Consider the following 20,569-nt stretch of genomic DNA (forward strand, 5'->3'; position numbering starts at 1 on the left):
GTCAGCGCCGCCGCCCGTGGACGAAGAACACGCGCCGCACCCCGCGCTCGCCGCGCGGGGGCACCGGATCGGGCCAGCGCCCGAAGTCGGCGCCCGGCTCGCCGGGTTGGGCGGCGCGCACGTCGAACCCGTACCGGGCGAACAGCTCCTCCGGCTCGTCCGTGCCGAACAGCCAGGGGCAGCCCCAGCCCGCGAAGACGTCGAGCAGGCCGCGCATGTGCGGCAGGGTCAGGGCGGCCGCGTTGACGAGGTCGGCGGCGATCCGGCTGCCCGGGGCCGAGACGGCGGCCACCCGCTCCAGGACGCGGTGGGCGTCGGCCTCGGGGACGTAGTAGAGGAGCCCTTCGAGCAGCCAGGTGGACGGGACGGCCGGGTCGTACCCCGCCGCCTCCAGCCGGGCCTCCCAGTCGGGCGCGGTGAGGTCCACGGCGACGCGGCGGTGGTCGGCGCGCGGCCGGGCCGCCCCGAGCCGCTCGGCCTTGTACGCGAGGACGGCCGGCCGGTCCACCTCGAACCAGCGGACGCGCTCGGGCCAGTCCAGGCGGTAGGCGCGGGAGTCCATGCCGGCCGGGGCCAGCACGATCTGGGTGGTGCCCGGGTCGGCGGCCGCCTCCTGGAGGAGGTCGTCGAAGAACCGGGTGCGGATGGCGTTGTAGTCGGGGGTGCTCGGCAGGGTGCGCTCGCGGCCCGGGGGGAAGGTGGCGAGGCGCACCTCGGCGAGCAGGTCGGGGCCGATCTCGCCGGCGAGGCCGGCGGCGTGCGGGTCCTCGTACAGCCGGTCGGCGCGCCTCGTCTCGGCGGCGCGCAGGGCGGCGGTGAGGAGCGCGGTGCGTTCGACGGCGTCCAGGGGGGTGCTCATGTCGGTCCTCCGGTTGGTGGGTGCTCCGGCCGGCGTCAGGGGGTTGCCGTGCCGGGCCGTTCGGGGGCCTGTCCGGTCAGCCGGGCCCAGTCCTGGGGCGCCTGCCGGAACAGCCGGTCCTTGACCTGGGTGGGCCGCACGCCGCCTTCCACCCGGGCCTGCCAGTCGCGCTGGAAGGCGTCGGGGTCCAGGAGGAGGAGCGTCGGCGCGGCGAGCCGGCCCCTGGCGCGGGCGGTGCGGTAGCCGGGCGACTCGCGGCCGAGGCCCTCGTCGAGCAGGGCGGTGAGGCGCTCGGCCTCACCCGGGCTCCACGGGCGGACGGGGGAGAGGGCGAACTCGTAACGGGAGAAGGGCTGTGGGGAGACCCGGCAGGAGACGCCCCGCACGCCGAGGCCGGCGGCCCCCAGCGCGGCCCGCAGCGCCCTGACCACCTGGGCGTCGCGCAGCCGCTCGCCCGCGTGGTCGGAGCGGCCCGCCCGGCCGGCGTACTCCACGCGGGGGACGCCGCCCTGCCGGTCGACGACGCGGACCACGTCGCCGCCCGCGTAGCGGTACAGCCCGCCGACGTGGCTGAACACCACGTGGTAGTCGCGCCCCGCCTCCAGCTCCTCGGGCCGCAGGGTCGCGGTGTCGGGGCCGAGGTCCTGGTCGGCGTCGGCGAACTCGTACACGGCGGCGTTCACGACCAGGCTCCCGGCGCTCGGGTGCCGGTCCAGGGCGACGCCCACCGGGCCCTCCGAGGCCGCCACCGGCGCGGGCAGGGCGGCCACTCCGCGCCCGAACTCCTCGCACAGGCGCGGCAGGTAGAGCGAGGCCGGCCCGCTGGTCCAGCAGAACAGCGCCCGCATCCGCGGCCAGACGTGGCGCGGCAGCACCGTCCCGTGCCGGTGGGCCAGGCGCACCAGCTCGGCCGCCCGCCCGGGGTTCGGGTCGCGGTGCGGCAGCCCGCCGAGCGTGCCGTCGCGGACCTCCTTGACGATCCGGGGCCACCACAGGTTGAGCTGGTACGGCAGGGCGGCGACCATCGCCGGGTTGATGCCGATGACGCAGCGCAGGTCGCTCTCCACCGCCAGGCGCAGCCGCAGGTACGTCTTCTCCGCGTGGTCGCCCGCCTCCACGGGCACGGGGAGCGTCGCCCAGGGCGCGCCGGTGCCGGGCTCCGCGGACAGCGGCTCCCCGAAGGCGGCCCCGAAGTCGACCTGGCTGGCGCCGAGATGGGGGCGCCCGGAGGCCGTGGTGGGCGGGGCCGCGACCGGGTCGTGCTTGAGGTTCAGGACGGCGTCGGGCGCGCCCAGGACGCCCGGGAAGTCCTCGATCAGCGGCGCCCAGGCGGCGAGGTAGAAGGGCAGGAAGGTGGTGCGGACGAACCGGGGGGTGACCGGGATCTTCTTGGGGGCGCCGGTGCTGCCGCTGCTGGTGAAGAACACCGCCGGGCGGTCGGCCGTCAGGACGCCGGGCTCCCCGGCCGCCGCCCGCTCGATCCAGGGCTCCAGGTCGGCGTAGGTCTGCACGGGGACGGCCCGGCGGTACTCGTCGAGGGTGCGGATGCGGGCGAAGCCGTGCCGCCTGCCGTACTCCGTACCGGAGTTGAACGCCAGCAGGTCGGCCAGCACCCGCCGCTGCGCCCCCTGTGCGTCGGCGAACGCGGCCCGCAGCGCCCGCCGTTCGGCGAGGACGCGCTCGCGGTAGCGCCGCAGGCGGTCGGGGTCGGACCAGTCATCGGCGGAACTCACGGACGAGCACCTCCCGTACCGCCTCGGCGGCGGCCTCCGGGCCGACGGCTCCCTCGACGACGGTCACGGGCAGGCCGTGGACCTCGTCCCGCATGACCTTGGCCAGGTCGCCCTGGTACCGCCGGAAGCCGTCCCAGTCGGGCCTCGGGCCGTAGTGCTCCAGGACGTTGAGGTCGGCGCCCTCCCGGCAGCGCCGCCAGGTCGCCTCGGGCGGCGCGTCCAGGTAGACCACCCGGCTCGGCCGGGGGAAGGTGCGCCACCAGTCGAGCAGCGGGCTGCGGCCGGCCCCGGCGAGGCGGCACTTGGCCAGCAGCTTGTAGTAGTAGGAGTCGACGACGACGGGGGCGCCGGCGTCGGCGCGCAGCAGTTCGTCGCGCAGGTGCACGACGGCGGTCTGCACGAGCGTGGTGAGGAACTCCGGGGAGAACGAACTCCGGTGCGGCGCAACGTCCTTGACGACGTTGCGGCGCAGCCGCCCGATCAGGGCGTGCTCGGGGGCGAGCCGGGCGTCGTCCACGGACAGGACCTGCCACCGGGGCTCGGCCGCGGCGAGGCGGTCGAGCGCCGAGGACTTGCCCGCGTAGTCGGGGCCGAGGAGTACGCAGAAGGGCGGGTGCCCGGGGTCGGCGTCGATGGGAGGCCTCCTCTAGAGGGCCGACACGAAGGAGTCGACGGCCAGGGCCGCCTGGACGGGGTTGAGCCGGGGGTCGCAGAGGCTGGTGTAGCGCGCCGTCAGGGCCTCCTCGTCCGGCACGTCGGCGCCCACGCACTCGGTGACGTCGACGGCGGCGGTCTCCAGGTGCAGGCCGCCGGGCCGCACCCCGACGCTCTGCAGCGCGGTGACGAAGCCCCGGATCTCGTCGACGACGTCGTCCAGGCGCCGGGTCTTGAGCCCGTTCGCGGCCTTGTACGTGTTGCCGTGCATCGGGTCGCAGAGCCAGACGACGGGGTGGCCGGCGTTCTTCACCGCCTGGGCCAGGGCGGGCAGTTGGGCGCGCACCTTGTCCTTGCCGAAGCGGGCGATCAGGGTCAGGCGGCCGGGCTCGCGCGCGGGGTCGAGGCGTTCGACCACGTCGAGCAGGTCCCGTGCGGACGCGGTGCCGCTCACCTTGCAGGCGACCGGGTTCAGGACGTCCGCCAGCAGCCGCACGTGCGCGCCCTCGCTGTGCCGGGTGCGCTCCCCGATCCACGGGAGGTGGGTGGAGCCCAGGAACCAGCCGCCGGTGGACTCGTCGAACCGCACCAGGGCGGCCTCGTAGTCCATCACCAGGGCCTCGTGGCTGATCCAGGTGCGCTGCCCGAGCGCCCGGTTGGGGCCCTGCGGCCGGGTGAGCGACTCGGCCACCGTCCGGGCGGCCCGGTAGGCGCGCAGCATCCGGTCCGGGTCGTGGCGGCGCGAACCGGCGTCCGGCAGTTCGGAGTTGACGATGTGGCCCCGGAAGACGGGCAGCGGGCGGCCGTCCACGTCCTCGGTGGGCGCAGACCGGGGCTTGGCGAACTGGCCCGCCAGTCTGCCGATCCGTACGGCCGGGAGGCCGGTGGTGACGGCGAGGGCGTCGCCGAGGCGGGTGAGGGCCCGCTCCTTGTGGGCCGTGTGCTCGGGCGTGCACTCCGCGAAGCTCTCCGCGCAGTCGCCGGCCTGGAGCACGAGGCCGTCGCCGGCCGCGACGCAGGCGAGTTCGCCGCGCAGCCGGAGCAGGTCGGGCAGCCGGGCGAGGACGGGCCGGCCGGCGAGGTCGGCGCAGACCTCGTCCCTGCGGGCCGGGTCCGACCAGGAGGGCTGCTGGCCCGCCCGGTAGAAGCGCCAGCCGGTCTGGTCTCCGGCGTGGGAGTGCGGGGTGCGGGACGCCGCCTCGGCGGCGGCGAGGGCCTGGGACATGGGGCTTCCTTCGCTGGACTTCGCTGGGCGTTGCTGGGCTTCGCCGGGAGTACGGCGGCTAGTTCGCGAGCTGGACCATGTGCGGGTTGAACTGCTCGTGCACGTAGGCGCGTCCGCCGGCGGCGTAGTGGATGACGTACTCCTTGAAGGCGGAGTCCACCCACCGCTCGGTGAGGCTGTCCCGCCAGCGCATGACCCCGGTGGACAGCTGTTCGCGGTGCTGGTGCACCTGCCGGCCGCGCAGCTGCAGGCCGATGGGGGTGACCGGGTCGGGCTCGCCCATCCGGCTGCGGGCGGTGTCGTCGAACACGACCCGGTTGATGCTGACCACCTCCTGCTCGGGGGTCACCAGGCAGGAGCGGCGCTCCAGGACGACGGCGGTGTCGGCGAGTCCGAGCGCGGAGCGGATGCCGACGGGGAGCCGGTCCGCCGGGGTGTCGCCCTGGGCGTCGACCCGGATCGACAGGTCGTGCCCGGTCAGGGCCTGCAGCAGCAGGGTGGTGGAGCCGTCGCCGGCCAGCAGCATCCGGGTGCTGGCGTGGACGTCGGGCTTCGACTCGAGCTTGAGCGGGGTCATCATCGGTCTCCTGGGCTGTCCTCGGTGTGCGGGGTGGTGCGGGGAGGGAACATCCTGCGATCGCGCCCGTACGAGGGAGGGGTGGCCACGCCGGGGGCGTGGCGCGACCACCCCGGCTGGGGTGACACGCGGTGTCAGTGCGCGGGGACGGCTCCGGCGGGCCGGTGCTCGGGCTCGGTGGCCGCGCTGCTCGGCAGCGCGGGCCGGGTGCGCCCGAAGCGCTTCATCAGCGGCCGTTCCACGCCGATGTACAGCAGCCACGAGAAGAAGACGCTGATCAGCACCTCCGAGGCCAGGATCGCGGCCCCGACGGGCGCGCTGTGCGTCGCGCTGAGCCCGTAGTCGTCGACGAAGACGTGCACGGTGATGTCGTGCACGAGGTAGAAGGCGAAGGAGACCTCGCCGAGCCAGACGCAGACCCGGTTGCGCAGGATCGAGCGCTTCCCCGCGATGTCGCTCGCGGCCATCGCGGAGATCAGCAGCGCGACCGGGACGATCGTCACGGCGCTCATCGCGTACAGCCACGGCACCCGCATCTCGGCCACGTACGCGACGGCGACCAGCGCCAGCGCCGGGGTGACCGGCAGGTTGATCCAGCGGCCGGTCATGACGATCCGCGCCATCAGGATGCCGATCGCGAACTCCAGGATGCGGAACGGCGGCAGCTGCCAGACGAACCAGTACTGCCACACCGAGGCGTCGAACTTCAGCGGCATCGTCGGGGAGCCCGGCAGGGCCGCGTACGCGACCGCCGGGACGGCGACCACGGCGAGGGCCAGCACGCCCACCCAGAACCAGAGCCGCTCGGGCCGGATGCGCTGGATCAGCCGGTGCAGCAGCGGGAAGCACAGGTAGAAGACGGCCTCGACGGACAGCGACCAGCTCGGCGGGTTGACGCTCTGGAACGTCTTCGCGTCCGGGATCCAGGTGTGCAGCAGCAGGAGGTTGGGCAGCCCCCGCTCCCAGGTGGTCCTGGCCCAGGCGAACAGCAGCAGCGCCGCGACGAAGGTCACCACGTGGTTGGGGTAGACCTTGACGAACCGCCGCCGCCAGAACTGGAGCGGCTTGTCGCCCGGGCGCGCCGACCAGGTCAGCACGAACCCGCTGAGCACGAAGAAGAACCCGACGCCCAGCCAGCCCGCCTTGCTGACGGCGTGGGTGACGGCGGTGGCGGTGTCGCCGGTGAACGGCGTGTACGGCGGCAGGGTGGAGTGGAACATGAACACCAGGAACGCGGCGAAGAACCGCATGCCGGTGAGCGAGGGGAGCCGTGCGAAGCGCGCGGACGCGGGCACGGTCGTCCTGGTCGGTTCGGACATGGTTGGGACTCCCGACGGGGGTGGGTGAGCGGGGTGGCGGCCGGTTCAGCCGGCCGGGGTGACGACGCCCTTGGCGTCCAGCAGGAACCCGGTGTAGTTGCCGTCGTGCGGCATGCCCGGCACGAGGTCCCAGGGGAGGACGGCGCCGTCGGTGATCTTCCGGACGGACGGGTCGAGCAGCGCCTGCCCGGTGATCGCGGCGTTGTCGGTCAGCAGGTTGAGCACCAGCGAGGGCCGCAGCGGGGCCATGCCGTCGGCCGGGCTCCAGGGGGCGACCACGACGAACGGGAAGCCCAGTTCGGTGCCGACGGCCGGGTGGTCCGCGCGGTCGGCGGCGAACACCATCGGGCGCGGCAGGAAGGAGCCGTCGCCGAGGTCGACGAGGAAGTCCCCGCCGTACAACGGGCTGCTGTGGTCGGTGAGTTCGGTGGCCAGCTTGGCCATCTGCCGCCGCAGCGCCTCGGCCCGGTCGCGGCCGACGACGAGCAGCACGGCCTCCGGGTCGGCGGCCGGCCGCACCGGGACGCGGGCCAGCCGGTCGGCGAGCCCGGCCGCCGTCTCGTGGACGTCGTTGCTGGTCAGGACGGCCGACAGGTTGGTGCAGCGGGTGCCGCCGTCGAAGGCGGCGCCGACGGCCAGGTGGTCCAGGAGGCCGTCGCTCAGGGGCAGGTCGAGCAGGGCCCGGGAGCGCCCGGGGCCGCGCGGGGCGATCCGGGCGTGGTCGGTCCAGGCGGCCACGGCCTGCTCGCTGCCGTAGACGATGCCGCGGTCGGCGGCGCCCAGCAGGAACGTGCCGACGGCGTGCGGGCTGGGCAGGACGGCCAGCTTCTCCGGGGGCAGCCCGGCGGCGAGCAGCGCGGCGACCAGGCGGCGCGGGGTGAACGGGTCGCGGCTGCCGGGCCGCACGGCCACGCTGTAGCCGTGGAACAGCGGCTGCACCCAGGAGGTGTGCGGCAGCGGGTGGTTGCTGGCCATGACGGCCGCGAACACCCGGCCCGCCGGCGCCCGGTGGACGCGGTGGGTCGGCCGCAGCCGCCCGGCGGGCAGCTCCGCGGCGGCGGTGGCGGGCAGGTCCCCGATCTCGGTGGCCAGGTCCTCCAGCGCCCGGCGGACGGTGGTGGAGGCGAGCCCGGTGCCGCGCACCGTGCGGCGCACGTACTCCCCGGGGCCCTCGCCGTCCAGCTCGGCCGTGGCGAACAGCTGCGCCGCGATGCGGAACACCTCGGGCTCGGGCGCCGCGCCGTCGGCCGTACGGCGCAGCCGGTCGACGGCGGCCTGGGCGGCGAGCCGGGGCGCGAGGCCGACGTCGGCGAGCGGATCTCCGTGCACGTCCGTGAGGAGGGCGCGGTCGGCGCTCGGCCGGGCCTTCCCGGCGACGAGGGGGTCGACGACGAGCACTCAGTACACCCCCTCGACGACGTCGGCGTCCTCGAAGGTCGCCACGCTGGCCACCTCCGCGAGCCCGTCGGGGCCGCCCTCGACGAGCGGCCGGACGCGTACGGCGGTGTCCCGCTCCAGCACGTTGGGCAGGAACATCTCCTCGCTGACCAGGTGCAGCCGCACCCGCCCGCGCTCGCCGTAGGCGACCTGCCGCCCCTGCTCGTCCACGAGGTCGAGGCGGGTGGTCTCGGCGAAGGGCTCGAAGACGCAGGCGTACGCGTCCTCGGGCGTCGGGACGCGCTGGGGGGCCACGCCCATCAGGCTGTTGCCGTAGATCCCGACGAGGCGGACGTCGGGGAAGAAGTCCTCCTGGACGACGCGCAGGCTCTCCGGGCTGAAGGAGGTGCCGGCCCAGACGATCGCCTCGACGCGGGTGGACACCAGCTCGTACAGGTCGGGGCGGGCGCAGATCGCCTCGATCAGCGGGGGCGTGGTGTTCAGCACGCGCACGGGCTGGGTCAGCAGGATCTCGCCGGCCTGGTCGAGGAGGTGGTCGATGTAGGCGTCGGCCTCCTGCTGCCGGCCGGCGCCGAGCAGGCGCTTGACCCAGCGCGGGTCGAGGTCGACGGTGTGGCAGAGGCCGGCGGGCTCGGCGTAGCGGGAGGTGTCGAAGGCGACCACGTGCGGGCCCGTGGGGCCCAGGTGCAGCCAGTCGCCGGTCTCGGGCACGCCGTGGGCGGTCAGCCGCGCCCTGGTCCAGGCGCCGAGGCGGGTGCGGTAGGCGCCGTCGACGATCCGCTTGGGGGCGCCGGTGGTGCCGCCGGACTCGTAGACGTGGAAGACCTGTCCGGGGGCGGCCCCGCGGGGTATCAGGTCGGCGGCCGGGGTGGTGCGCAGGTCGCGGCTGACGTCGGGGAAGCGCAGCAGGTCGGCCGCGCCGGTGATGTCGGTGCGCGGGTCGAAGCCCAGGCAGTCGCGGCGGGCGAGCCAGAACGGCGAGCCGGTGCGGTCGTCGAAGTGCCAGGCCGCCAGGGCGCGGACGTGGGCGTCGAAGTCGGGTCGGGCGGGGGTGGTGGTCACGCGTTCGTCCCTTCGGTGCGGTGCGGCGTCAGAACGGCAGGTTGAGCGCGTCGTCCACCTGGTGGGACACCGCCTCCAGGCCGTTGCGGATGAAGTCGGTCTGCCGGTCGAGGCGGGCCCGGTCGGCGGTGTCCATCTCGGAGAGCAGGATGTTGCGGGAGGCGTCCTGGGCGATCTTGGCGCGGGGGAAGCGGCGCTCCTGGAACTCGGGGAGCAGGGCCGGGAGTTCGCCCTCGCGGCCGAGGACCTCGCCGAGCACGGCGGCGTCCTCGATGGCCATGGCCGCGCCCTGGGTGCGGTGCGGCGCCATGGCGTGGGCGGCGTCCCCGAGCAGCAGCAGGCCCTCGTGGTGCCAGGGCAGCGGGAGGAGGACCTCCTCGATCGGGGCGTAGACGATGTCGGACCCGGGCCGGATGCGGTCGCGCAGCTCGCCGATCAGGCCGGTGTAGCCGGAGAGCCGCTCGGTGAGGTGGTCGTGGAACAGCGCCCGCTCGTGGCGCGGGTTGCCGGGCTCCGGCGTCACGTGCAGCAGGTACATGACATCCGTGTTGAGCGGGAAGAGCCCCGCCTTGGTGCCCATGCCCTGGAAGTACATGTTGCGGGTGACGTCCGGGTGCCGTTCGAGGGCCACCCGCCACACCGAGTAGCCGGTGAACCGGGGTTCGACGCCGAGGGCGCGCCTGCGGAAGGAGGAGCGGATGCCGTCGAAGGCGACGACGAGGTCGTAGCGCTCGGCGCTCCCGTCGGTGAGGACGGCCTCGACCCCGCCGTCCGGGGTGGTCCGCATGGTGTCCACCGAGGTGCCGTAGCGGATCGAGGTGCCCACGTCCACGCAGGCCTTCTCCAGGATGCGGGCCAGGTCCCGGCGCTGGATGGCGCAGTTGGCGGGCACGCCCTCGATACCCAGCTTCGAGCGCAGCGCGAGCAGCAGCCGGGAGGATGAGTCGTGGAAGTCGACGCGGTCGAAGGTGAATCCGTGGCCGAGGACCTCGTCGAGCAGACCGAGCTGCTTCAGGGCCCGCAGCGCGTTCCCGGGGATGTTGATGCCGACGCCAGCGACGAGGTTCTCCGACTGGATCTCGACGACGGTGGTGTCGACGCCCTGCTGTCCGAGCGCGGCTCCGGCGGCCAGACCTCCGATGCCCCCGCCGATGATCAGGATGCGGCGTTTCACTGTGACTCCTCACGCAAGGGTGGACGGTTACGGGTCAGCGCTGCTGCTGGGGCAGTCCCGCCGCCCAGCGCGCGTGGTCGCGGACGAGCTGGCGGTCGGGCGCGACCAGGAGCAGCACGCGGTCCGAGGCGATGAACTCGTCGGGGAAGGGGCCGCCCAGGTACTTCCGGGACAGCTCGTCGATGTGCGCGCGGGCGCGGTCGCCGAGGACCTCCTCGACCACCCGGCCGCGCACCTCGGCGAAGTTCAGCGGGTCGTCGTGCTGCCAGATGGTGACGGTGGCGCGCGGGTCGCGGCGCAGGTTGCGCACCTTCTGCCGGGCGACCTCGCTGTTGAGGGCGAGGTGATCGCCGATGGTGGAGACCCACACGATCTGGGTCTGCGGGGTCCCGTCGCGCATCAGGGTGGTCAGGGCGCCGAAGTTGGGCCCGTCCGCGAGGGCGCGGACGGCGGGGGAGAGGCGAGGGCCTGCCTCGACCTCCATCTCCTGGTGAGCGGGCATGCCGTGTCCTTCCGTCGGGGTGGGTGCGTTCGTCCGGGCGGGCGTTCCTTCGTTCGGTGGCGCGGCGGTACGGGCGCTACGGCGGTGCGGGCGGTGCGGGCAGTACGGGCAGTACGGGTGCGGGCGGGCCTCAGCCGCGCAGCGCGGGGCTGGACGCCTCCTCGGCCTGCGGGGCGGCCGGGGCCGCCGCCGGTGCCGGGCGCCTGAGCCCCCGGCGGGCGGCGCCCACGCTGACGGCCAGGGCGATCCCGGCGAGCAGCTCGAATCCGGCGCCGGCCAGCGGGTTCCAGCGGAGCATGCCCGCGTTGGCCAGCAGCCCGCCGACCGCCGCCGCGGCCATCTGCCCCACGTAGACGGCGCTGTTGTTGAGCGCGAGGAGCATGTCGCCGCGGTCCCCGCCGATGCCCAGCGCCCGGTGCAGCAGCAGCGGGAAGCTCGGCCAGTGCACCAGGCCCCACACTCCGACGGCCACCGCCGCGGCCAGCGGCCAGCGGATCGCCGGGGTGAGCACGAGCAGCCAGACGCCGAGCGCGCTGATGGTGAGGGTGAGGCCGACGACGGAGCCGAACCGGTCGGCCAGCCGTCCGCCGACGAAGACCCCGCCGAAGCTGCCGACGCCGAACATCAGCAGGACCCAAGACTGCTGACCCGTCGTCAGATCCGTGACCTGCTCCAGGATGGAGCCGAGATAGGTGTAGACGGTGAACGTGCCGGCCGTCCACGCGGCCGTCACCAGCAGGTGCGTGGGCGCCTGCGGGATGCGGATGCTGGCCATCCGCTCCCGCACCGTCGCCCCGGGGCCGGTCGGCACGTCCGGCAGGAAGAACTGGATGCCGATCACCGTCACCGCCGCGAGGACGGCGACCAGACCGAACGCCCAGCGCCAGGAGGCGAGTTCGCCGATCCAGTTGCCGATCGGCACGCCGAAGGCGATGGCGCTGGTCATCCCCGCGTAGACGATGGCCAGCGCCCGGCCGCGCACCTCGGGCGGGCTGATGCGCGCGGCGACGGCGGAGGCGTTGGCCGAGTACAGGGCGGCGCCCGCGCCGGTGATCACCCGGCTGATCAGCAGCACGGTGAAGTCGGCCGAGACGGCCGACAGGAGGTTGCCGAGTCCGAAGACCAGCATGACCCCGATGAGCAGCGGCTTGCGCCGGAACCTGGCGGTGAGCCCCGCCAGGATCGGCGCCCCCACCGCGTACGTGGCGGCGAACGCGGTGGAGGTCTGGCCGGCGAGCGCCGTCGAGAGGTGCAGGTCCCGTCCCACCGCGGGCAGCAGCCCCGCGACGATGAACAGGTCGGTACCGGTTGCGAATGTTCCCAGAGCGAGCAGCCAGACCCGTGGGTCCACCCGCCCGGCCGAACTCACCGAGCTCATCGGAGTCCTCCTCTAACGAGAGACGGTCGGTCAGATGGCGGTGTCCACGGCGATCTCCCGCCAGGCGTCGACCTCCTTGGCGACGCCCTCGAGCTTGGTCTCGATGCGCGCCACGCAGTCGGCGCCGAGCGGCAGGCGCATCGGGGGCTCCTGCGCCGCCGTCATGGCGACGATGGCGCGGGCGGCCTTGACCGGGTCGCCGGGCTGCTGGTGGTTGGTGTCCAGCGCCCACTCGCGGGTCTTGCCGACGGTCGGCGCGTAGTCCTCGATCGAGGCGGCGGTGCGGTGCAGCGAGGACTCGTCCAGGAAGTCGGTGCGGAAGACCCCGGGCTCGACGATCGTCACGTGGACGCCGAGCGGGCCGAGCTCGGAGCGCAGCGCCTCGCTGAGGCCCTCGACGGCGAACTTGGTGCTGTTGTAGATGCCCCAGCCCGAACCGGCGGTGAAGCCGCCGACGGAGCTGATGTTGAGGATGTGGCCGGAGCGCTGGCGGCGCAGGTGCGGCAGCACCGCCCGGGTCACGGAGAGCAGGCCGAAGACGTTGATGTCGAAGACGGCGCGCGCCTCCTCCGAGGACGCCTCCTCGACGGCGCCGAGCAGGCCGCGGCCGGCGTTGTTGACCAGGACGTCGATCCGGCCGAAGCGCTCGACGGCGGCCTGGGCCACCTCCCGCGCCTGCCGCTCGTCGGTGACGTCGAGCGGCAGGATCAGCACCTCACCGGCGTCCTCGCCGAGCGCGGCGCGCACGGTCTCCGCGTCGCGCGCGGTGGCGACCAGCTGGTGCCCCTGGGCCAGGGCCTCCCGGGCGATGTGCAGGCCGAGGCCGCGGGAGCTGCCGGTGATCAGCCAAACGGACATGAACTTCCTCCAACTTTCGGTGTGTTGCGACGGCCGGGGAGGCCGGGGTTCGGGGGCGGAGCGCTCAGGTGCCAGGCATGTCCGGACGCCCGGTGCACCCGGGCGCCGCCGTGCTCAGGCGCCGGTGTGCCGGTCGAGGAACGAGCCGAGCACCGCGGCGAACCCGTCCGGGTCCTCCCCGAGCGCGTTGTGGCCGGCGTCGATCTCGGCGTAGGAGGCGCCGGGGACGCCCTCGCGCAGCAGCGCCTGCTGGTTCGCCCCGCAGACGCGGTCGTGGGTGCTGGCGAAGACGAGGGCCGGCGCGGTGATCCGGCCGAGCAGGGGGCGGATGTCGACGGTCAGGCCGACCTCGAACTGCCGGGCGGTGCCGGGCTGTCCGTTCTGCGCGATCTGCTGGACGAGCTTCTCGTGGGAGGCCGCGTCGGTGGCCTCCCAGTAGCGGGGGCCGAGGGTGGCCAGGGGGAACATCTGCGGGACGAGCGAGGTGCCGAACTCCGCGTCGGTGCGCAGGAGATCGAGGCAGTAGCGGAAGTCGGTGGTCATCCGCTCGTCGGTGTGGGCCCAGCCGGCGTGCGAGACGACCGAGCGCACGCGCTCGGGGTGCTCGGCCGCGAGGCGCAGCGCCACCACGGCGCCGAGGGAGTGCCCGGCGAGGTGGAAGGCGTCCAGGCCGGCGTGGTCGGCCACCGCCAGCACCTCGGCCACCAGGTCGTCGAGGGTGAGCGGCCCGCCGTGGTCCACCGTCGCGCCGGAGCCGGAGAGGTCCGGGGTGAGGACGGTGAACCTGTCCTTCAGCGCCTCGACCTGGGCTGCCCACGCGTCCCCGCCGGTCCCGGTGCCGTGCACCAGGACGAGGGCCGGGCCGCTGCCCTCGATGCCGTACGCGACGTCGGCATCCCCACCGTTGATCCGTAACCCCGTACTCGGCATGTCGAGTGCCTCCTTGAGATTCGTCAACTACCGGACAAGATGGGACCATGAGTCGAGGTTGGATGCAAGTATCACTTTTAACTGCAAGCCAAGTAAGCGCGCGTTCTGAGCCATGCCCGGGAGGGCGTGCCCGCGCGTCGAAGGGTCCTTCGGTGCAGGTGGGGCGAGTCGGTGTCCATCGATTCAAGTAGGCGGAGTCAGTCCAACCTTGACCTTGCGTCAATGATTGGACGACTATCGATTCGCAGCCCGATGCTTCGCTCGCACATGAAGGCAGGTACGCCACATGGATCAGTCCGAAGTAGCGTCCGACCGATCGATCGCCGTCATCGGCCTGGGGTGCAGGTTCCCCGGCGCCTCGAACGCCGACGAGTTCTGGGAGCACCTGGTCGGCAACGCCGACAGCGTCACTGCGATCCCGGGCGACCGCTACGACGCGGCCGCGTACCACAGCCCCGATCCGGCGACCCCGGGCAAGTCGGTGTCGGCCAGAGGCGGGTTCATCGCCGACCCCTTCGCCTTCGACCCCGGCTTCTTCGGCATCTCGCCCGCCGAGGCCCGCGCCATCGACCCGCAGCACCGCGTCCTGCTCCAGGTCGTGTGGGAGGCGCTGGAGGACGCGGGCATCCGCCCCTCCGCCCTGGCGGGCAGCCGCACCGGCGTCTTCATCGGCCAGGCGACGGCCGAATACGGTGACGAGCACCGGCAGTTGGCCGAGCAGGACATCCGCCGCACCATCGGCAGCCAGTTACGGGCGATGGCCTCCGGCCGCGTCTCGTACGCCCTGGACCTGCGCGGCCCCAGCCTCTCGCTGGACACCGCCTGCTCCTCCTCCCTGGTGGCCGTGCACACGGCCCGGCAGAGCCTGCTCACCGGGGAGAGCGACCTCGCCGTCGCCGGGGGCGTCAACGTCGTCCTCTCGCCCCGGGACTCCATCGCCTACTCGCAGGCGGGCATGCTCTCCCCGGAGGGGCGCTGCGCCTTCGGCGACGCCGACGCCTCCGGGTTCGTGCGCAGCGACGGCGTCGGCGTCGTGCTGCTCAAGCGGCTCGCGGACGCCCGGCGCGACGGCGACCGCGTCCTCGCGGTGATCGCCGGCAGCGCGGTGAACAACGACGGCCGGGGCAGCGGGCTGCTGGTCAAGCCCTCCGTCCCGGGCCAGACCGAGATGCTCCGCGAGGCCTGCCGCAGCGCCGGGATCACCCCGGCCGACCTCGGCTACGTGGAGGCGCACGGCACCGGCACCGCCGTCGGGGACGCGGTGGAACTGTCCGCGCTGGCCGCGGCGTTGGGCCCGGAGCGCGGCCCGGACCGGCCCCTGCCGACGGGCTCGGTGAAGAGCAACATCGGCCACGCCGAGGCCGCCGCCGGGATGGCGGGCCTGATCAAGACCGTCCTGATCGCCCACCACGGCCTGATCCCCGCCTCGCTGCACCTGGCCACCCCGCACCCGCTGCTCGCCGACCCGGCGTTCCCCGTCCGCGTCGTCACCGCCAACGAGCCGCTCGACGACCGCCACGGCGCGTACCTCGGCGTCAGCTCCTTCGGCCTCTCGGGCACCAACGCCCATGTGGTGGTGCGGTGTTGCTCACCGGAGCCCGCCACCGCCAGGGCGGAGGCGGCGGACGGCCGCCCGGCGCTGCTGGTGATCGGCGCCCGCTCGCAGCACTCCCTGGAGCGGCTCGCCACGGCCTGGGCCCGCTACCTGCGGCCCGGCGGCGCGGGCCACCGGGAGCCGCTGCGCGAGCTGTGCGCGGCGGCCGCGCTGCGCCGTGACCACCACCCGTACCGGATCTGGGTGATCGGCCGCGACCACGAGGAGGTCGCCGACCGGCTGGAGGCGCTGGCGGCCGGCGAGGAGATCGCCGACGGCGGCCTGGGCGAGGCCGGCTTCGGCGCGCCGCGGCAGACGGTTTTCGTGTTCCCCGGGCAGGGCGCGCAGTGGCCGGGCATGGGCCGACGGCTGCTCGACGCCTTCCCCGCCTTCCGCGCCCGCATGGCCGAGTGCGACGCCGCGATCAGCGCCGAACTCGGCTGGTCCGTCGTCGAGTTGCTCCGCTCCCAGCAGGCGGAGTTCCCCACCGCGATCGACATCGTCCAGCCGGCCCTGTGGGCGATGGAGGTGTCGCTGGCCGCCCTCTGGCAGGACCTCGGCGTCGCCCCCTCCGCCTGCGTCGGCCACAGCATGGGCGAGACGGCCGCCGCCGTGGTCGCCGGAGCCCTGTCGCTGGGCGACGCGGCCGCCGTGATCTGCCGCCGCAGCCGGCTGATGCGCCAACTCGGCGGCCGGGGAAGGATGCTGGCCACCGACCTCTCCCCGGACGAGGCGGAGGCCGCCGCCGCCCGCCACCCCGAGGCGCTGTGCGTGGCGGTGGAGAACTCCCCGCACTCCACCGTCCTCGCGGGGGACGGGGACCTCCTCGCCGGCCTCGCCGAACGCCTGGCGGAGCGCGGCCGGCTGGCCCGTTTCGTCAAGGTCGCCGTGGCCTCCCACTCGCCCGACATGGACCCGCTGCGGCCCGAACTCCTCACCGCCCTGGCCGACATCGAGCCGCGCGGGGCCGCGCTGCCGCTCTTCTCCACCGTGCGCGCCGAGGCCGTCCCCGGGGCGGCCCTGGACGCCGGGTACTGGATGGACAACCTGCGCCGCCCGGTGCGGTTCGCGACCGCCGTGGCGCTGGTGGCGAAGCAGGAGGAGAGCGTCTTCCTGGAGGTCGGCCCGCACCCGCTGCTGACCTCGGCCGTGGAGGAGACGATGGAGGCGCTCGGCGCCCCGTACCCGGCCGTCGCCTCCCTGCGCCGTACGGAGGACGAGGCCGTCGAACTCGCCCGCGCGGCCGGGCGCCTGCACGCCGCGGGCGCCGCCGTCGACTTCTCCCGCTGGTTCGGGGCCTCGGCCCGCCCCCTGCCGCTGCCCCGCTACCCCTGGGACGACGAGCACCTGCGGGAGGCGCCGGCGGCCGCCTCGACGGCCACCGGCTACACCTACGAACGGCCCCTGGACATCGAGGCGTTGGGGGTCTCCTACCGGGGCACGGCCGTCGTGCCGCCGATGCTGTACGTGGACGCCGTGCTGGGCGCGGCGCGCTCCGAACTCGGCGGGCGGCACCGTCTGGAGGACGTCGTCCTGACCGGGGAGCTGGTCGACCGCCGCCAGGCGTGCGGGGCCTCCCTCAGGGTCCGGCTACGGCCCGAGGGCTCCGACCACCTCGCCACCGTCGAGGTCGTCCCGTCCGGGCCCGGCGGCGAACCGCCCCGGACCTGCCTGACGGCCCGCCTCACCTCCTCCCCGCCGGAGGCCGACGACGGCGCGGTCGAGGATCTGGACGACCTGCTCGCCCAGTGCACCGAGTACCTGCCGGCCCCGGACTTCTACGAGCAGCTCCGGGCGTACGGCTACGAGGTCCCCCGCGAACTCGCGGGCGTGGTCCGCCTCTGGCGGCGCGGCGGCCGCGCCGTGGCGCGGATGCGGGTGCCCGCGCCCGGGCACCCGGCGGCCTGGGAGATCCCGCTGCAGCCGCTGCTGGCGGTGCTGCCCCGCAGCGCGTCGGACGGCGCGGGGCACACCTACCTGCCCGTCGGCATCGACTCCGTGACGGTGCACGGGGACACGGCCGACCTGTCGAGCCCGGTGTGGAGCTCGGCCGTGCTCCGCCCGGCGGCGGAGGGCGCGGCGGGCCCCGGGGACACCGTGCTGCGGGCGGACGTCGTGATCCACGCGGACGACGGCGAGCGCGTCCTGGCGGAGCTGCGCGGGGTCCAGCTGCTCCAACTGACGGGCATGCCACGGGCGGTGGAGACGGTGGTGGATTCGGCGGATTCGGCGGATGCCCCCGAGGGGCCCTCTGGGGTCGTCGCGCCGGAGTCCGTGACCGTCCCCGCCCCCGGGCCCTGCGCCGACCGCGAGACGGCCGTCCTGACCCACGCGGCGGCCCTCCTCGGCATGACGCCCGAACGCATCGACCGCCGCCGCCCGTTGCGGGAGTTGGGCCTGGACTCCATCACGGCCGTCAGGCTGCGTCAGCGCATACGCAACGCCCTGGGCATCGACCTGCCCGTGGGCCGCCTGCTCGGCCGGGAGAGTCTCGGTCAGCTGGTTGCATCGACCAAGGTGTAAATGAGTACTACGCATCAAAGTTAACTTCTGGTATAACTTCGCAGACGAGAGCCAGGCCCCGCCGTACGGGCCACGCAACACGTCGTTGGAGAGCGCATGTCTGCTGAACCCCCGGTTGCTCCCGCCGTCACGGGCCGCCGCGAACGCAACAAGCAGCGGATGCGGGAACGCATCTTCTCCGCCGCCCTGAGCCTCTTCGCCGAGAAGGGCTTCGAGCAGACGAAGGTCGACGACATCACGGAGCGCGCGGACGTCGCGCGGGGCACGTTCTTCAACCACTTCCAGCACAAGGAAGAGCTCGTCACGACCTGGAGCAGTCAGCGCCAGACGCGATTCGAGGAGAAGATGCGGCAGGTCACGCCCGCACACGACGACCTGTGCCTCGCCCTCGGGCGGTGCATGACGGCGCTCGTCGAGATCAACCAGGAGGAGGAGCCGGAGTTCAACCGGGTCATGCTCACCTCGTGGGTGCGGGCGGGCCTGCCCATCACCGAACAGCCGCGCACGGCCGAGGTGTTCGCCGACGTGATCCGGGCCGGCATGGCGGAGGGCCGGATCAGGGAGGGCGTCGATCCCGTACGGGTGGGGCACCTGCTCCGGGACGCCTACCTGGGGGCGCTCTTCCGGTGGTGCCGGGGGGACCTCAAGGGCGAGGACCTGGCCACGGAGCTGCAGCGCACCGTGGACTTCCTGCTGCCCAGCATCGTCGCGGACGGCCTCGCCACCGAAGGCCTCGTCATCGAAGGCCTAGTCGCCGACGACGCGAAGTAGGCCTCATCGCCCGCCACTTGACGGCCCTCAGGGCGGGCCGTGGGCCGGATGGCGTGGGCCGGACGCCGTCCCCGAACCGTCAGGCCTCGGGGGCCACGTCCCGGATGAGGCAGGTCAGGCGCGAGGTGCAGACCCGGCGGTCCTGCTCGTCGGTGATGACGACCTCGTAGGTCGCCATGGTCCGCCCGAGGTGGAGCGGGGTCGCCGTGCCCGTCACGATCCCCGAGCGCAGCCCCCGGTGGTGGGTGCAGCTCAGCTCCACGCCGACCGCCACCTTCGCGGGGCCCGCGTGCAGCGTCGCGCCGATCGAGCCCAGGTGCTCCGCGAGGACGGCCGAGGCGCCGCCGTGCAGCAGCCCGTACGGCTGGGTGTTGCCCTCGACCGGGAGGGTGCCCACGACGCGGCCGGGGGTGGCTTCGAGGAGCTCGACCCCCATGCGGTTGCCCAGGTGCCCTCCGGCGAACATCGTCTCGAGGTCGACGCCGGCCTCGGCGAAACGGCCGAGCAGGTCGGCCGGGATCTTCACCGCCGTGCGCGGCGCGGTCTGCGTCTGGGGCTGCTCACCCATGCGTGCGGCTCCGATCGGCGATGGGGTCGAGGAACGATCACTCGTGGGATCGATTTTTGCACCATCCGTGCAGTTCGGCACTGTGATTGACGTCTCGCCGTCATGAAGTGTGCTTTGCCGCTTGCCAGTTGAGGGGAGGCAATATGAACCTGGCATGTTACTCTAAACTTAAATCCTAGTATAAGTTCCGTAAGGGTCCGACCGACCCGGCCCGCCGCGGTCCCGAACTCCCCTCAGGAGCACGCATGGCTGACGAAACCTCCGCCACACTGGTCGCGACGAGCCGCCGGGAACGCAACAAGCAGCGGATGAGGGAACGTATCTTCACCGCCGCCCTGAGCCTCTTCGAGGAGAAGGGCTTCGAGCAGACGACGATCGACGACATCACCGAACGCGCCGACGTCGCCCGGGGCACCTTCTTCAACCACTTCCAGCACAAGGAAGAGCTCATCACCACCTGGAGCAACCAGCGCAGGGAGCGGCTGGAGGAGAAGCTCCAGCAGGAGGTGCTCACGGAGACGGACGTGAGCAGAACCCTCAGAAGATGCATGACGGCCCTCGTCGACATCAACCACGAGGAGATGTCCGAGCTCAGCCGGGTCATGCTCATGTGCTGGGTCCGGGCCGGCCTCCCCATCACCGAACACCCGTACACCGCCGAGGTGTTCGCCGACGTCGTCCGCGCCGGCGTCGCCACGGGCCAGATCCGCCCCGGCACCGACCCCCTCCAGGTCGGCCACCTCCTGCGCGACGCCTACCTCGGCGCCCTCTTCCGCCTCTGCCGCAGCGACCGCGAAGGCGCCGACCTGGACCTGGAGTTCGAACTCCAGCGCGTCCTCGACCTCGTCCTCCCCAGCATCCTCGTCGACTGACTCCCCGCCGACGTGACGGAAGGCCTCGACCGCTCCCCGGTCGGGGCCTTTCCCTTCTCTTCCCTTCTCCCTCCTTCTCTCAGCCCTCGGCACCCTCCACCTTCCGGGCGATCGCCTCCAGCGCGGCGAGGTCCTCGGGCGCGAGCCGGTCGATGAAGTGCCGTCGCACCGAGGCGACATGGGCCGGGGCGGCCTCCGCGAGCGTGTCGAGGCCCTGCTCGGTGAGGACGAGGAGACAGCCCCGGCCGTCGGCGGGGTCGGGCTCGCGCCGCAGCAGCCCGCGCTCCTCCATCCGACCGGCGTGCCGGGAGAGGCGGCTGCGCGACCAGTCCATCTTCGCGGCCTGCTCGTGGAGCGTGCTGGTGTTCCCGGGCCGCTCCGACAGCGTGCTCAGCACCTCGTAGTCGGGTTCCGAGAGCCCGACCTCGACGAGGTCCCGCACCGTACCGGCCTGGACGGCGGCCACCACCCGGCGGAAGGCCCGCCAGGCGCGCTCCTCGTCGGAGCTGAGCCAGCGGGGCGTGCGGTCGTCCGATGATCTCGTTGACATGTAATCAATCTACCCGCTACTT

At 73.7% G+C, this 20,569-nt stretch carries 18 protein-coding genes; 3 read left to right on the plus strand and 15 right to left on the minus strand.

The window, feature by feature from the left end; all coding sequences use genetic code 11:
• Nucleotide 1 precedes the first annotated feature (1 nt).
• The 13 genes from ACIRRS_RS13950 to ACIRRS_RS14010 all read right to left on the minus strand — a co-directional run bounded on the left by ACIRRS_RS13950 (nucleotide 2) and on the right by ACIRRS_RS14010 (nucleotide 13,669).
• Nucleotides 2-859: a class I SAM-dependent methyltransferase gene (locus tag ACIRRS_RS13950; RefSeq protein WP_402969545.1), complete on the minus strand. Its 858-nt coding sequence runs from the start codon at nucleotides 857-859 to the stop codon at nucleotides 2-4.
• A 35-nt stretch (nucleotides 860-894) separates the two neighbouring features.
• Nucleotides 895-2,592 (minus strand): GH3 auxin-responsive promoter family protein, encoded by a 1,698-nt coding sequence (locus ACIRRS_RS13955; protein ID WP_402969548.1) that lies wholly within the window; start codon nucleotides 2,590-2,592, stop codon nucleotides 895-897.
• Nucleotides 2,576-3,109, minus strand: coding sequence for a hypothetical protein (locus ACIRRS_RS13960; protein ID WP_402969551.1), 534 nt, complete (start codon nucleotides 3,107-3,109; stop codon nucleotides 2,576-2,578). The genes ACIRRS_RS13955 and ACIRRS_RS13960 overlap by 17 nt, the downstream gene beginning before the upstream one ends.
• A 129-nt stretch (nucleotides 3,110-3,238) precedes the next feature.
• Nucleotides 3,239-4,471, minus strand: coding sequence for a 3-deoxy-7-phosphoheptulonate synthase (locus tag ACIRRS_RS13965; RefSeq protein WP_402969554.1), 1,233 nt, complete (start codon nucleotides 4,469-4,471; stop codon nucleotides 3,239-3,241).
• A gap of 58 nt (nucleotides 4,472-4,529) precedes the next feature.
• Nucleotides 4,530-5,048: a hypothetical protein gene (locus tag ACIRRS_RS13970; protein ID WP_402969557.1), complete on the minus strand. Its 519-nt coding sequence runs from the start codon at nucleotides 5,046-5,048 to the stop codon at nucleotides 4,530-4,532.
• A 134-nt stretch (nucleotides 5,049-5,182) separates the two neighbouring features.
• Nucleotides 5,183-6,367 (minus strand): acyltransferase family protein, encoded by a 1,185-nt coding sequence (locus ACIRRS_RS13975; protein ID WP_402969559.1) that lies wholly within the window; start codon nucleotides 6,365-6,367, stop codon nucleotides 5,183-5,185.
• A 45-nt stretch (nucleotides 6,368-6,412) separates the two neighbouring features.
• Nucleotides 6,413-7,765 (minus strand): aldehyde dehydrogenase family protein, encoded by a 1,353-nt coding sequence (locus ACIRRS_RS13980; protein ID WP_402969562.1) that lies wholly within the window; start codon nucleotides 7,763-7,765, stop codon nucleotides 6,413-6,415.
• Entirely contained in the window at nucleotides 7,766-8,827 is a 1,062-nt protein-coding gene (locus tag ACIRRS_RS13985; protein WP_402969564.1) for a phenazine biosynthesis protein, read from the minus strand. It abuts the gene before it with no gap.
• Nucleotides 8,828-8,855: 28 nt separating this feature from the next.
• Complete coding sequence (locus tag ACIRRS_RS13990; RefSeq protein WP_402969567.1) at nucleotides 8,856-10,001, minus strand: FAD-dependent monooxygenase; 1,146 nt, start codon at nucleotides 9,999-10,001, stop codon at nucleotides 8,856-8,858.
• Between the two features lie 34 nt (nucleotides 10,002-10,035).
• Nucleotides 10,036-10,503 carry a TIGR03618 family F420-dependent PPOX class oxidoreductase gene (locus ACIRRS_RS13995; protein ID WP_402969570.1) on the minus strand — a complete coding sequence of 156 codons (468 nt, stop codon included), beginning with the start codon at nucleotides 10,501-10,503 and terminating at the stop codon, nucleotides 10,036-10,038.
• 130 nt (nucleotides 10,504-10,633) lie between these two features.
• Nucleotides 10,634-11,881 carry an MFS transporter gene (locus ACIRRS_RS14000; protein WP_402969573.1) on the minus strand — a complete coding sequence of 416 codons (1,248 nt, stop codon included), beginning with the start codon at nucleotides 11,879-11,881 and terminating at the stop codon, nucleotides 10,634-10,636.
• A 30-nt stretch (nucleotides 11,882-11,911) separates the two neighbouring features.
• Entirely contained in the window at nucleotides 11,912-12,739 is an 828-nt protein-coding gene (locus ACIRRS_RS14005; RefSeq protein ID WP_402969576.1) for an oxidoreductase, read from the minus strand.
• 114 nt (nucleotides 12,740-12,853) lie between these two features.
• Nucleotides 12,854-13,669, minus strand: coding sequence for an alpha/beta fold hydrolase (locus tag ACIRRS_RS14010; RefSeq protein ID WP_402969579.1), 816 nt, complete (start codon nucleotides 13,667-13,669; stop codon nucleotides 12,854-12,856).
• Between the two features lie 286 nt (nucleotides 13,670-13,955).
• On the opposite strand from ACIRRS_RS14010, the gene ACIRRS_RS14015 reads away from it, so the two are divergent.
• The gene (locus ACIRRS_RS14015) at nucleotides 13,956-17,786 is read left to right on the plus strand and encodes a type I polyketide synthase (protein ID WP_402969582.1); all 3,831 of its coding nucleotides are present in this window, start codon (nucleotides 13,956-13,958) and stop codon (nucleotides 17,784-17,786) included.
• Nucleotides 17,787-17,882: 96 nt separating this feature from the next.
• Nucleotides 17,883-18,557, plus strand: coding sequence for a TetR/AcrR family transcriptional regulator (locus ACIRRS_RS14020; RefSeq protein WP_402969585.1), 675 nt, complete (start codon nucleotides 17,883-17,885; stop codon nucleotides 18,555-18,557).
• 79 nt (nucleotides 18,558-18,636) lie between these two features.
• Here ACIRRS_RS14020 and ACIRRS_RS14025 read toward each other — a convergent pair whose 3' ends face one another.
• Nucleotides 18,637-19,125 carry a PaaI family thioesterase gene (locus tag ACIRRS_RS14025; RefSeq protein WP_402969588.1) on the minus strand — a complete coding sequence of 163 codons (489 nt, stop codon included), beginning with the start codon at nucleotides 19,123-19,125 and terminating at the stop codon, nucleotides 18,637-18,639.
• 245 nt (nucleotides 19,126-19,370) lie between these two features.
• On the opposite strand from ACIRRS_RS14025, the gene ACIRRS_RS14030 reads away from it, so the two are divergent.
• Nucleotides 19,371-19,997: a TetR/AcrR family transcriptional regulator gene (locus tag ACIRRS_RS14030; RefSeq protein WP_402969590.1), complete on the plus strand. Its 627-nt coding sequence runs from the start codon at nucleotides 19,371-19,373 to the stop codon at nucleotides 19,995-19,997.
• Between the two features lie 79 nt (nucleotides 19,998-20,076).
• On the opposite strand, the gene ACIRRS_RS14035 is transcribed toward ACIRRS_RS14030, so the two are convergent.
• The gene (locus tag ACIRRS_RS14035) at nucleotides 20,077-20,547 is read right to left on the minus strand and encodes a MarR family winged helix-turn-helix transcriptional regulator (RefSeq protein ID WP_402969592.1); all 471 of its coding nucleotides are present in this window, start codon (nucleotides 20,545-20,547) and stop codon (nucleotides 20,077-20,079) included.
• Nucleotides 20,548-20,569 lie beyond the last annotated feature (22 nt).

Origin of the sequence: Kitasatospora sp. NPDC101183 (assembly GCF_044767945.1) — a bacterium.
GTDB lineage: Bacteria > Actinomycetota > Actinomycetes > Streptomycetales > Streptomycetaceae > Kitasatospora.